The 13,295-nt window shown below is 65.5% G+C and carries 9 protein-coding genes and 2 pseudogenes; 5 read left to right on the forward strand and 6 right to left on the reverse strand.

The annotated features are described in order from the left end of the window. Window positions 1–22 precede the first annotated feature (22 nt). The 4 genes from DEJ48_RS38755 to DEJ48_RS38770 all read left to right on the forward strand — a co-directional run bounded on the left by DEJ48_RS38755 (window position 23) and on the right by DEJ48_RS38770 (window position 4,337). A complete protein-coding gene (locus DEJ48_RS38755) occupies window positions 23–1,123 on the forward strand; it encodes a tyrosine-type recombinase/integrase (RefSeq protein WP_223832385.1) in 1,101 nt (366 codons plus the stop codon). Beyond that, window positions 1,120–1,740: a hypothetical protein gene (locus tag DEJ48_RS38760; protein ID WP_150220751.1), complete on the forward strand. Its 621-nt coding sequence runs from the start codon at window positions 1,120–1,122 to the stop codon at window positions 1,738–1,740. Before DEJ48_RS38755 ends, DEJ48_RS38760 begins: the two co-directional genes overlap by 4 nt. Window positions 1,741–1,950: 210 nt before the next feature. Further along, complete coding sequence (locus DEJ48_RS38765) at window positions 1,951–3,747, forward strand: tyrosine-type recombinase/integrase (RefSeq protein WP_150220752.1); 1,797 nt, start codon at window positions 1,951–1,953, stop codon at window positions 3,745–3,747. Beyond that, window positions 3,744–4,337: a DUF6262 family protein gene (locus DEJ48_RS38770; protein ID WP_150220753.1), complete on the forward strand. Its 594-nt coding sequence runs from the start codon at window positions 3,744–3,746 to the stop codon at window positions 4,335–4,337. The genes DEJ48_RS38765 and DEJ48_RS38770 overlap by 4 nt, the downstream gene beginning before the upstream one ends. Before the next feature lie 175 nt (window positions 4,338–4,512). Here the strand turns inward: DEJ48_RS38770 and DEJ48_RS38775 are convergent, their stop codons facing one another. The 6 genes and pseudogenes from DEJ48_RS38775 to ctaD all read right to left on the reverse strand — a co-directional run. Further along, window positions 4,513–4,947: a VOC family protein gene (locus tag DEJ48_RS38775; protein ID WP_150220754.1), complete on the reverse strand. Its 435-nt coding sequence runs from the start codon at window positions 4,945–4,947 to the stop codon at window positions 4,513–4,515. Between the two features lie 375 nt (window positions 4,948–5,322). After that, a pseudogene (locus DEJ48_RS38780) lies at window positions 5,323–6,055 on the reverse strand (transposase); the annotation flags it as partial. Between the two features lie 240 nt (window positions 6,056–6,295). Further along, window positions 6,296–6,691 carry a hypothetical protein gene (locus DEJ48_RS38785; protein ID WP_223832386.1) on the reverse strand — a complete coding sequence of 132 codons (396 nt, stop codon included), beginning with the start codon at window positions 6,689–6,691 and terminating at the stop codon, window positions 6,296–6,298. A 246-nt stretch (window positions 6,692–6,937) separates the two neighbouring features. Continuing rightward, window positions 6,938–8,539: an FMN-binding glutamate synthase family protein gene (locus DEJ48_RS38790; protein WP_150220755.1), complete on the reverse strand. Its 1,602-nt coding sequence runs from the start codon at window positions 8,537–8,539 to the stop codon at window positions 6,938–6,940. A 148-nt stretch (window positions 8,540–8,687) separates the two neighbouring features. Further along, entirely contained in the window at window positions 8,688–9,032 is a 345-nt protein-coding gene (locus tag DEJ48_RS38795) for a hypothetical protein (RefSeq protein ID WP_150220756.1), read from the reverse strand. Window positions 9,033–9,042: 10 nt separating this feature from the next. Beyond that, window positions 9,043–10,641: pseudogene (gene ctaD / locus DEJ48_RS38800) on the reverse strand (cytochrome c oxidase subunit I); the annotation flags it as partial. Between the two features lie 316 nt (window positions 10,642–10,957). Here ctaD and DEJ48_RS38805 point away from each other — a divergent pair. Then, window positions 10,958–12,349, forward strand: a complete 1,392-nt coding sequence (locus DEJ48_RS38805) for an RHS repeat-associated core domain-containing protein (protein ID WP_411757518.1) — start codon at window positions 10,958–10,960, stop codon at window positions 12,347–12,349. Window positions 12,350–13,295: the final 946 nt, after the last annotated feature.

Genomic DNA, 13,295 nt, shown 5'->3' on the forward strand with positions numbered 1-13,295 from the left:
TGGGCGGCGGTCGTGGACGATCGTGTGGCCCGAAGGCACTGTTCACCAGGAGGCGGACCGGTTCCTGCGCGAGTACGAAGGCTCGGGCACTCAGCGGACATACGCGTACTTGCTGGTGGACCATCTGCGCTGGCTCGAGCACGAGTGCCGCGGCGTCGATGCGGTGGTGCTGCGGGATCTCGAACGGTACATGGGCCTCGTCGGCGCGAAGGTTCGGCTGCCTCTCGGCGAGCCATGGCGTCTGGGCAAGCGCCCGTACGGGCAGGCGGCGTTGTCCACGGCTGCGGCCTGCCTGAAGGGCTTCTATCTGCAGCTGGCGTCGCTGGGCGTCAACACGGACCTGGGCTCGGCCCTGAATATCTCCCGGCTGCCGACCCGGGCCGACCGGGACCGCGCTCTGCTCGGGCATGTCACCCGCTCTCTGCCGGCGAACCCGCTCGCCCCGCGCCGGGTGCGGCGGCGGCATCCGAAGATGCTGCCCGAGGGGGCGAAGGAACGGCTGCTCGCGGAGGTCCGCGCCGCCCGGGACCGCATGCTGGTGAGTTGGCTGACCGATGGCGGCTTCCGCATCGGCGAGATGTGCGGCCTGCACCTCGCGGACCTGCATCTGCGTGAGAGGGCGGCCTGCGGGGACTGCCGGGCCCCGCACGTCCACATCTGTCACCGGGAGACGAATCCGAACCGGGCGAGGGCGAAGACGAAGTACCCCTGGTCGGTGGAGAGCGGAGTGGTGACTGGCGGGCTGGTCAAGCGCGTCAGCCCGAACATGATCCACACCCATTTCGAGTACATCACCAGCGAGTACCCCAAGCAGGCGGGCTACGGCATGCTGCTGGTCCAACTCCACGGCCCGCAGCGGGGACAGCCGTGGGCGACGGTCGGCGCCCGGCGGATGCTCGGCCGGGCCGCAGCCCGCGCGGGTCTGGGCAACGTGAACCCCCATGCCTTCCGGCACGAGTTCGCCTCCGCGGTCCTCGACGCCTCCCGCGGCAACCTGGTAATCACCCGGGACGCGGGTGGATGGGCCTCGACCAGCACCCCCGATGAGATCTACGGCCACGTCGACATCTACGACCCGGCCTTCGACGCCGCGCTGCGCAAGGTCTGGGGTGAGCGAGCGTGACGGGAGGACATGAAGTCCTGCGGCTGCTTCCCGGCACGGATCAGCGTGAGTCCCGCGACCGGCTGGAGATCCTGACCGCCCTGATCAACGGGCCCGGATTCGACCCGCTGCTGCGGGCCGACGTGATCGAAGTCCCGTCCGAGCACCCGGTGTTCGGCTGGTGCTGCCGGGTCCCGCACTGCGAGCGGGCCGCCCACGGCACCAGCGACCTCTGCGACACCCACCGCCAACAGTGGAGTGCCCTGGGCGGTGACGAGGCCGACCGCGCCGAGTTCTTCCGCACTGCCGTGCCGCTGCAGCTGACCAGGGCTGTCCGTCCCGGCGCCTGCCGGGTCGTCGGCTGCGAGCGCATGGCCTTGGGCCACAAGCACCGGTTCTGTCCCCGGCACGACAACCGGTGGCGCCGCGCGACCGCCCGTGCACAGGCACAAGGCCTCGAGTTCGACCTCGATGCCTGGCTGAGCGAAGAGGAGCCCTACCCCGGGTTCGGGGTCTGCCTGGCGGCTTGCTGCCACGACGGAGCGCTCTCGCCGCTGGGCCTGTGTCCCAATCACGACCAGCGTTACACGCGCGAGGGCCGACCGGGCGGGGCCGACCTCGATCCGCCGAGGTACTAGGCCCACGCCTACGAACGGGACCCCTCGTCGGTCACCGTCCGCTACGACGATCAGCAGGCGTTCCGCAGGTGGTGCGCTCACGTCGAGCCGGTACTGCGGATTGGGGAGATCAACCTGCTCGGCCTGCACCCGCTGCTGCGGGCCGAGTTCCAGTGGGCCCTGTTTGCACGTCTCCAGCACAGCGTCCGCTCCCGCTGGACACCGATCGCGGTGCAGAGCCTGGTGAACTCCTGCCGGACACTGGACACGCTGACCGAACTCGACCTGGACGGCCTGCCCCGCCGGTCCCGGGGCCTAGCCCAGGTGATGCTGCAGTCCCTGCGGGTGGTCTACGTGACGCCGGCAGAGACACGGGAGGCTGGCTATCTCGAACTCGACCACTTCGGATCGAGCATCCGCGGCTTCTCCAGCCACTACGACCTGATCGGGGTGGCCCAGCGTTGGTTGCGCGACCTGCTCTGGGACTACCTCGCCCACCAGTTGCGCACCCCGGGTAGTCCGCGCACCAGGTCGTCCTACGACGACACGCGGCGAGCCTGTCTGGAGCTGAGCGCCTTCCTCGAGGTCAGTGCTGAGGGCGGGGGACGCGACCCGGCGCTCTTGCAGGCCGATCACGTCCACCGTTTCCTGGCCGACCAGCGCCATCGGGCCCGCAATCAACTGCCGTCGCTTGTCGTGCGGTTGAAGTCGGGTGAGCCCAGCACCGTGACCGCGACGACCTCGCATTTCATCCTCAGCCACGCTCGCAAGATCATGCGGTGGGGCCTGGAGAGCGGTGAGGCTGACCGCAGCGGCCTGAACCGTGAGTTCGTTATCGCCTTCCCGCCGATGGGCATTGGCCCCCACCGGACCCGCAGCCCCTTCACCGACGAGGTCGCCCGCGCTCTCGCCGCGGAGGAGAACCTCCAGCGCTTCGCCGACGAGCACGATGCCGGTGACCGGGGGCTGCGGGACATCTGGGAGACGATCATCGTGACCGGTCGCCGGGCCAGCGAAGTGCTCAACCTGAAGCTGGACTGCGTCGGCCGCTACAACAAGCTCCCCATGCTCTGGCACGACCAGACCAAGGTCGGCAACTACGACCAGGCCATCCGCATCCCCGAGTACACCCACCAGCGCATCCGCGATCGTCAGCGCAAGACCCTGGTCCGTTTCGAGGGCCGGTTCGGCCGTCCCGCGACTGCCGCGGAGAGGGCCCGGATGGCGCTGTTCCCTGCTCCGAAGCACAATCCCGGCTTCGAACGTTCCGTCAGTTACGGCTGGTATGGGGCCGCGTTCCACGACTGGGTGTCCAAGCTCGACCTGGGCTCCTGTGTCACCCACCAGGCCCGTCATACTCTGGCCACCAAGCTGCTAACCAATGGCGCGGGCCTGCACCACATCAAGCGGTTCCTCGGCCAGGTCTCGAACCGGATGGCCGAGCACTACGCGAAGGTCGCGGTCTCGGAGATCGAGGACGTGCTGCAGCACGTCTGGGTCGCCGGCCCAGGCGCCGCCCGGCCCGGCGAGATGCTGTCTACCGGCACCGCCCCGCTCGACCGGCGCCAGGCCGAGGCCCTCGCCCTGGACCTCACCCGCCGCAGCACTCCGGCCGAGGGCGGACTTTGCACCTTCCAGCCCGTGGTCGACGGAGGCGCCTGCCCCTGGAACTTGAACTGCCACAGCTGCGACAAGTTCGTGATGTCCGGCGCCGATCTCCTCTACTGGCGCCGCAAACGCGAACAGTGGATGTCGATCGCGGAGCGGGCCCCGGACGATGCCACCGCCGACTACCTGCACCAGGTCTTCGAGCCCACAGCCCGCGCCATCGACGGCCTGGAGAAGGCCCTGGCCGGCCTCGGGCTCCTGGAGGACGCCCTCGCACTCGATCTACGCCGCCCCCAGGACTACTTCCACCGGATGTGGTCCACCGCCTTCCGGGCCACAGACCTCGCCGACGCGGCAGCTTCTGACCAGAACGCGTACGGCGACGAGGACACCGCCGACGACGAGAAGGGATACGCATGAACACCAGCACTGTCCCCGAACCGCGGACGGCCGCAGCTCTTGTAGCCCACCGCCGCAGCACCGAGACCGCCGTGGGACGTGTCCACGACGCTCTCGCCCGGCTCCGCCGAGACGGGGCCCTGATCAGCGTCGCCGCCATCGCCCGCCGCGCGAATGTCTCCCGCACCTTCCTCTACGACAACCCGCAGGCCAGAGCCGCCGTCTCCGCGGCGATGGCAAGCGTCGGCGAACAGCGGACCCAGCGCCTCGCCGATCATGATGCCGAACACGAGGCGACCTGGCGCGAACGCGCGCTGAATGCCGAGGACGCTCTCAAGGCTGCCCGCACCGAGATCCTCGCCCAACGGACTCGAATCGGTGAACTCCTCGGCCAGGTCCGCGACTTGGAGAGCGAGTGGACCGAGGAGAGCATCCAGCGGATCACCACCGAGAACATCACCCTCAAGCAGCGGGTCCGCCAGCTGACCGCCGACAACCGGACCCTCGACGAGCGGCTCAAGGCCGCTCGTTCCAACCTTCGCTTTCAGGACCGACGCCTCGCCGATCTCGAAGCCCAGATCACCAATCCCTCACAGGGAGTTCAGCAGTGATGCGATAGTGCCGGGAAACACGCCTGACGGCACGACTCGGTTCGGAGAGTCCGGCCGCCTGCAGCGGCCGGACTCCCGAGCTGCCATCACGGGGCATCGACGGATTGTTGACGGTGGCAGCGGCGCTCGGCCAGCCAAAGCAGAGGCCGGGGAACGTCTCCGACCTCTGCCAGCCTCAGGCCGAGGCTGCGGCGACGCAGAACTCGTTGCCCTCCGGGTCGGCCATCACAACGTGGTGCCCGTCGAACTCCTGCCGGACGGCCCCGCCCGCCTTCACCAGCCGCTCAGACTCCGCCTTGATCCGCGCCCACCGCTCACCGGCACTGCCGTGTCCCGGCACCCGAACGTCGATATGAAGCCGGTTCTTCGCTGTCTTCGTTTCGGGGACCTTGAGGATGGAGAGGCGGGGGCCGACGCCGTCGGGATCACAGAGCCACGCCCCGTCGTCCTCGGAGTCGTCCTCCGGCAGGTCAAACTGCGCGAGCCACTCCTCGCGGGTTTTGAAGGGAGCAGGCGGCGGCTCGTCGATATAGCCCAGTGCCGTCTTCCAGAAATCGGCGAGAAGTTGTGCGTTCGCGCAATCGAGGGTCAGATCGATTTTGGCTGCCATGACAGGACCGTACTGCACACCTCTGACAGCTACCGCCGTCACCAGTGCTCGTCATCCCTCGGAGAACGTTGACCGACCGTCGTGGACATGTAGTCTATGAATCGTCGCAGTTCAGAGCCGGTTCACGAGCTCCTGCGGTCGGTAAAGAGATCCAACGCGCCGTTCCCCATACTGAACTGACTTTTCGTCTCGTCCAGCACGAGCTGACGCTCCCGCGCAGCAAGCTCCTCATACCGCTCGCGCGAGACACTCCGACCTTGACAACTGCGGCATCAGGCCCACCCCCTGCGGCACGGGCGACGGCTCTCTCCCTCCTCGGCGACAAGCCCCGGCCCGACAACCAAGCCTCCACCCAGCGCCCCCGATCCACAGCAGCCCCTGACCGCCCATGTTGTGCAGGTGTGCAACGCCGAGGATGGCCTGATGGGTGCCGCTGCCCTTGAGTCGGCAGTCCCGCAGAATCTTCCAGTTCTTCAGCCGGGACAAGACATGTTCGACCCGTGCCCGGGCCCGGCGGTGGACGGCGTTCTCGGCCTCCTGCTGCGGGCTCAAAAGGTCCTGACCTGGCCGGTGCCCTGGTAGCCGCCGTCCGCGATGGTGGGAATCCCGCGGCAGGGCCGGTCGGCTCCGGATTCGGTGAAGGCCCGGCAGCCGTTGCGGCTGCCGGGCAGTGGGTTCCCGATGGCCACCACCAAGCGGCTGTCGGCGTCGATGACGACCTGCAGGTTCGCCGAGTACCGGTAGTTCTTGCTCGAGGTCGCGATGCTGCGGTCCCGGGTGGGCACCAGTGTCCCGTCGACGATGTGGACAGTGTCCTCTCACTTGCGGCGGGGCGGAGAGATCGCCAAGAGCGGCGCCAGATGGTCCAGGATCCGGTCCGCGGCCGACTCCGAGATCCCGAACAGCGGCGCCACCTGCCGCAAGGTCAGGTTCGTGCGCCAGTACGTGGCCCCCAGTAACCCCCGGCCCGCCAAGGGCAACCGCCACGGTCGGGCCCGCTGGAGGTCACCGCCCGCCGCCGCACCAGCGCGACAAGCCGGTCGAACTGTACCGGGCTCAACCCGGAGAACGGTTCGATCCACTTCGGATCATCTGCTGAGCCCCCCACCCATGGCCGGACAGCGGCACAACAGCCACACCGGTTGCGGGACAGCCTCTAGCCCACACAACAGATCATTCAGTCACCGAGGTCGCCCGGCCGGGGCCCAAGGCCAGGCTCTGAAGGCTCAGACCCTCTTCTCTGGACAAGCGTTCAGAGGGCGTAGCGCTGCGGCCGAAATGCATAGGGCAGGGGCCCAGCGCTGTTCGGTGGTGCTTAGTGAGTGTCTGAGAACCGCCGGTGGTGGGGTCAGGCGTGAAGGTGCCGTCGGATGAGTGGTGCTGATCCCAGAACGAGTGCGCTGAACACGATGATTCGTTGGAGGCCGGGTTGCGCGGTGAGGCTGCTGTTCTGGAGGGTGTGGACTGCGTACCAGTCCGCAACTGTGTCTGTAATCATGATCACGCAGGCCAGATCGATCCCTCGGCGCTTGCCTCTGATCAGGTAGATGGCGGCGAGTGTGTCGAGCACGGCCAAGGACGACCAGTAGAGGTTGAGCCAGCCGGGGGCCCAGTCATAGGGCTTCACGCCGTGGGCGAGAAGGTCGACGACGTGTGAGAGCGCACCGATGAACAGCATGGCGGCTGCGATGCAGCAGGTGGTGATGACTGCCCAGCGCGGGGAGTGGCGCATCCATCCGGTCACATTGTGGATCTTGCCATTCGGGCAGGTGGGACCGCTGAAGGGGGCGGTGGCCGGGAGGAATCAGATCTTCTTCGACCAGTCCTTGCGGGGGCCTTTGCGGGTGAGACTCAGGCGAAAGGGAGGGATTCACACTCGTTCTGGCGTAACCTCCGCTACCTGCGCCGACGCCGGATCAAGCACACCATTCCGGAAGCCGAAGGGCCAGCGGGTCAACAGCCGACGCCGCGAACCAAGTTGTTTGTCGTGTCACGCCGTGAACCGGTCGGGGTCGGCGGCGTGCCAGTCCCCCCGCCACGACACCGGAGGGTCATTCAGCAGCTGCTCTTCGTCCAGCCACTGATAGAGATCGGCGTACGAGCGGATCTCTCCGCTGGCGCCGAGTCGGCGTCGCAGCATCCGAGGGTGGAGTTGCTCAGGGCTATCAAGTCCCATGGCGGCAATGATGTGCTGGGCGCTGCGGACCGTGGCGGCCTGGTATCGGCGTACTCGGTCGGCCTTTTCGGTGACATGCAGTGCTCGGGCCCGGCGGGTGTCCTGTGTGGCGACGCCGACAGGGCAGGCATTGGTGTGGCAGGCTCGGGCCTGTATGCATCCGAGGGCGAACATCATCGCGCGGGCCGCGTTGGTGAAGTCCGCCCCCTGGGCGAGGCGTTTGACGATGTCCCCGCCGGTGGCGATCTTTCCGCTGGCTCCTATGCGTATCCGACTGCGGAGCCCGGTGCCGACGAGTGCGTTGTGCACCGTCATCAGCCCTTCGGTGAGGGGCATTCCGAGTTCGTCGGCGAACTCCAGCGGCGCGGCTCCCGTGCCGCCTTCGGATCCGTCCACGACGATGAAGTCAGGGCTCACACCCTCGGCGAGCATGGCCTTGCACAGAGCCAGGACCTGGACGCGGTCCCCCACGCACAGCTTGATGCCGATGGGCTTTCCCTCTGCCAAGTTTCGCATGTGGGCAATGAACCGGATCAACTCGCGCGGCGTCGAGAAGGCTCGGTGATGGGGAGGGGAAGCGACAGTGCGGCCTGGCGGAACTCCGCGGATTTCGGCGATCTCGGTGTCGACTTTGGCACCCGGCAGCAGCCCTCCCAAGCCGGGCTTGGCCCCTTGAGAGAGTTTCAGGAGGACGCATTTGACGTTCCGGTGGCGGGCTTTGACCGCGAAGGCATCGGCGTCGAAGTCCCCCTCCGGCGTGCGGCAGCCGAAGTATCCGGTTCCGATCTGCCAGATGAGGTCGCCACCGTGGCGTAGGTGATACTCGGAGATCCCGCCTTCGCCGGTGTCATGGGCGAACCTGCCCTGGGCGCCCTTGTTGAGAGCGAGAATGGCATTGGCCGACAAGGCACCGAAGCTCATCGCGGAGATGTTCAGCAGCGACATGGCGTACGGCTGGGTGCAGTCCGGCCCGCCGACGAGTACGGTGGGCGGCATTTCGTGAACCCTCCTGGGTGCCATGGACGGAGCAAGGAACTCGTGGCCCTCGGCGTAGATGTCCCGCTCGGTGCCGAAGGCTGTTTTCGCCTCGATACCCTTGGCGCGCTGGTAGACCACGTCCCGTACCGCGCGATCGTAGGGGCGGCCGTCGAAGTTCCGCTCGACAAAGTACTGCTGGAGCTCCGGCCTGATGCTCTCCAGCATGAAGCGGGCGTGTCCGAGCAGAGGATAGTTGCGCAGGATCGCGTGCCGACGCTGCACGATGTCCCATACCCCGAGCGCGGTCAGCCCCAGCGTCGGCACGGCCACCGTCCACCACCACCAGGACTGCTCGCACGTCCCTGCCGTAGCGAAGACCGCGCTGGTGGCACACACCGCGAGTGCGGTGTATCGGGCGAGATCGATGAGGCTTTTCATGAAAAGGCCTTCGTATGGCTGTAGCGACGGGGAGGGGAAGGCAGGGGCGGGTGCGGCCCATGAAGGCCGCGTTCGTGTGGTGTTCAGCGGGGAGTGCCTGCACCAGGTGAGGCAACCGCTCAGTAAAGGCGCGCTGGGAGCGCGGAGTTCATGTGAGCAGCAGCAGGGTGAGGAGAAGGGAAAGAGAGAAGATCATGGTCGTCAGCCCGCATGCTGCGCGCCGACGTATACGCTGGAGAGCGTCCTCGAAATCTGCGCGGATCTCCATGTGCCGTTTCGCTATGTGGCGCGTCGTGGTCGCGGCCAGCTCCATCCGCATACGGAAGTATCGTTCTGCGATTTCATGGCGCTCAGCGTTGCTGAGCCATGGGAATTCTTCACTGAAGGCCGCAGCTTCTCGGCGTGCCCCCGTCTCCTCTGCCTTCCAGTACAAGAATCCTTCCATCTGGTGCAGGCCGTGCGTGACCTCTCCACTTGAAGGAAAGTCATTCATCTGTCTGCTCCGCTGCTAGGGCCTTGTGGTGCAGGTCGAATGCCGGCGATTCGCTGCGAATGCGCGGCAGGGTGAGGAAGTTGTGCCGCGGCGGTGGGCAGGATGTCGCCCACTCCAGCGAACGGCCAAAGCCCCATGGGTCGTCGACCTTGATCTTCTTGCCGTACTTAGCGGTCTTCCAGACGTTATAGAAGAACGGCAGGATCGACAGGCCGAGCAGGAACGAGGAGATCGTGGAGATCGTGTTCAGTGTGGTGAAGCCGTCGGCGGCGAGGTAGTCGGCGTACCGGCGCGGCATGCCCTCGGCACCGAGCCAGTGCTGCACCAGGAACGTGCCGTGGAATCCCACGAACATCGTCCAGAAGGTAATCTTTCCGAGGCGCTCGTCGAGCATCTTGCCGGTGAACTTCGGCCACCAGAAGTGGAATCCGGAGAACATCGCGAACACCATGGTTCCGAACATGACGTAGTGGAAGTGCGCGACGACGAAGTAGGTGTCGGTGACGTGGAAGTTGAGCGGCGGTGACGCCAGGAAGATGCCCGTCAGGCCGCCGAAGACGAACGTGATCAGGAACCCCATGGCCCAGAGCATCGGAGTCTCGAAGGACAAGGACCCCTTCCACATCGTGCCGATCCAGTTGAAGAACTTCACACCTGTGGGTACGGCGATCAAGAAGGACGTGAAGGAGAAGAACGGCAGGAGGACGCCGCCCGTGGCGAACATATGGTGGGCCCACACGGTCACGGAGAGACCCGCGATCGCTATCGTCGCGCCGATCAGTCCCGTGTAGCCGAACATCGGCTTTCGGGAGAACACGGGGATGACTTCGGAAATGATGCCGAAGAACGGCAGAGCGACGATGTACACCTCTGGATGGCCGAAGAACCAGAAGAGGTGCTGCCACAGCAAGGGACCGCCATTGGCTGGATCGAATATGTGGGCGTCGAACTTTCGGTCCACTTCCAGGGCAAATAGTGCGGCGGCCAGGACCGGGAAGGCCAGCAGGACCAGCACCGCAGTCAGCAGGACGTTCCACACGAAGATCGGCATGCGGAACATGGCCAGGCCCGGTGCGCGCATGCAGATGATGGTGGTGATGAAGTTGACCGAAGCGAGGATCGTGCCGAAGCCAGAGAGAATCAGACCCATGATCCACATGTCGGCGCCGGCACCGGGTGAATGCACCGCGTCCGAGAGCGGGCTGTAGGCGAACCAGCCAAAGTCGGCCGCCCCGCTCGGTGTAAAAAACCCGCCGACCGCGATCAGAGAGCCGAACAGGTACAGCCAGTAGGCGAACATGTTCAGCCGTGGGAAAGCGACGTCGGGGGCTCCGATCTGCAGTGGGGTGATCCAGTTCGCGAAGCCCGTGAACAGCGGCGTCGCCACCATCAGCAGCATGATCGTGCCGTGCATCGTGAACGCCTGGTTGAACTGCTCGTTCGACATGATCTGCGTGCCGGGACGAGCCAGTTCGGCGCGCATCAGGAGCGCCATCACACCGCCGATGCAGAAGAACGCGAACGACGTCACCAGATACAGCGTGCCGATCGCCTTGTGGTCGGTGGAGGCCAGATACTTCACGACCGCATTTCCCGGTCGCCTGGGCCGGGTCTCTGTAACCGGACCGATGGTCTCGACGGCGGATGGTGATTGTGTAGTAGCGGCTGCCATGAGGATCCTGTCCGTGTTCAGCTGCTGATGCCTCAGCCACGATGACGTGGCTCTCAGCAGCGGGAGTTCATTGACGCTGCACCTACTTGGTGCTGAAGGAGTGGCGATTTGCTATTTCCGTGTCTCTCCGGCAGCAACTGAGCTGAGCCACATCTTTATCCTCACACTTCACCCCGCAGCTCCGGTACGCGTTGCAGCTCTATGGACTCATAAGCCGACGCTATGAGGCATGTGCTCGTGCTACCCCACGCCAGTGAGTTTTTCCACGTACGACAGCCTGGGCCGCACCGAGACCCTCACCGACGGCCGCGGCATCAAAAAGACCTTCACCTGCGACAACCTCGACCGGATCAAAACTGTCTCCACCAGCAACGGCACGGTCCGCTACTGGTATGACGGCGACGGCAACCTGCGCCAGCGCGACGACTCCACCGGCACCATCACCTACGAAACGATCCGCACCCTCCAGGACGGCTCCCAGACCCTGCTCACCTACACCCCCACGGGCAACGCGGACTTCTACCAGGACCCGGCCGGCAAGACCGACTACGCCTGGAACGAGGTCAACAAGCTCAAGGAACTGTCCGATCCCTCGGGCAATATCACCTCCTACAAGTACAACCGAAACGACGTGCGCACCGAGACCGCCTACCCCGGCGGCACCGTGCAGACCATCGATGTCGACAACTCCAGCCGGCCGGAGAAGATCACGGTCAAGTCCGGCAAGGGCACCCTGGTCGACCTGGCCTACACCTACGGCTACGGCACCGACGCTAAGACCGACGGTGACAAGATCCGCACCAAGACCGACGCGGTGACCGGCAGGAAGACCAACTACACCTACGATGGCGCAGGACGCTTTTTCTACGCCGCCGAGTACAAGGGCCCTACGCTCAATTCGTCTTGGCAGTATTGCTACGACTTGGCGGGCAATCTCACGAGCCAGGGCACTGCTGAGGGTTGCCCGCGCGGCACCACGTACAGCGTCAACGACGCCCAGCAGATCACCGCGAAGAACGGCTCATCGACGAACTGGTCCTACGACCTGGCAGGTAACGAGACCGCTGGCGCGTCTACCCCGGAGGGCACCCGGACCGGGGAGAAGTGGTCCGATCACAGCCAGCTCACCTCGCTGACCGTCGCAGGCAAGACGTATGACGGCCGTTACGGCTCCACCGACCAGAGCGAACGCATCAAGCTCAGCGACACCTACTTCTACAACGGCCCCCACGGCCTCTCCGCCACCTCCACCGGCGGCGTCGACACCGGCTTCAACCGCGAACCCGGAGGCACACTCAACTCCATGACTCGGGATGGGAAGACGTACTTCTACCTCACCGACGCGATCGGCTCCGTCATCGCACTCGCCGACGAATCGGGGGCGAAGGCCAACACGTATAGCTACAGCCTCCGTGGCGTAGAGCGGTCGATGACCGCGGAGAAGGTCGTCCAGCCCTACCGGTTCGCCGGCGGCTACCAGGATCCGACTGGCCTCTACCACTTTGCGGCCCGTTACTACGACCCCAACATCGGCCGCTTCACCCAGCCCGACCCATCCGGCCAAGAAGAGAACCCCTACCTCTACGCCGAGGCGACTCCGTCAACCGCATCGACCCGACCGGGCTCTTTGGCTTCTCCGACGTGATGGACGTGGCTGAGAAGGTCGTCACCGCAGCCACAGGATGCCTCGCTGGGGTCGGTGCTGCCGGTGAATCCGGCATTCTTACTGCTGCCACGGGGGTCTTCGGGACTCCTGGCACGATAGCCGCAGGTGGTGCCGCATGCGCAGTCGGAGCGGGGGCTGCATTCATGAACGCTGACATCATCTCCTACGGATGATGCTTCATCGGAACGCTTGACTGGGAGTGGCCGCGAAGAGTCTGCGGCCACTCCTATCAACCTGGCCAAAGGGGAATCCCGTGCGACCCGAAGTGAAACTGACCGTGTTCACCGTTCTGGCAACACTATTCGGGGTTCTCTGCATCTTAATAGGCGTAAGCCAGGGGGACTACTGGCTTTTGGGAGCGGGTGTGGCCGCCGTAGGGTTCGGTCTCTTCCTCGGCGGCTTGATGATCAGGCGGCAGACCGCCAAGGGCAGAAGATGATTCATGGTACGGCCCCGGGCGTGCGGTTACGGGGCGAGGAACACTCAAGCAAGCCGGATAGGATTTCCCCCGGCGTACCGTTTTCCGGTGGCTGGGTGGGAGGAAAATCAGTGAGTTCGGAAAGTACGCCAGCGGCACTAAAAGCGCTGTACGGCTTACCTTTTCACTCGCGGGTATGTTGAACCTGGTAGAAGCATTGTGGCACCCGCCTGGCAACGCGTAGCTTGTCATACGCGTCGCAGCATCAGCGCTGTTCACCGCCGCTCTGCTCACTTTCATAGGGCTCTGGGTGGTCCGGAGTCGGCAACGCAGGGCAAGGGCAAGGTAGACGATGGCCCCGTCCAGACATCTGGGCGGGGCCTTCGCGTATCCGGGTCAGATGAGAACGTGCGTCGACGCCGAGCAGAAGCAGACCGGCGTCGAGCTGATCGACGCGCTCACGAAGAACCGGGCCGAACCGCCGGTCGGGCCAGCCGGATCACCACT

Source organism: Streptomyces venezuelae (genome assembly GCF_008642315.1).
Lineage (GTDB): Bacteria > Actinomycetota > Actinomycetes > Streptomycetales > Streptomycetaceae > Streptomyces > Streptomyces venezuelae_D.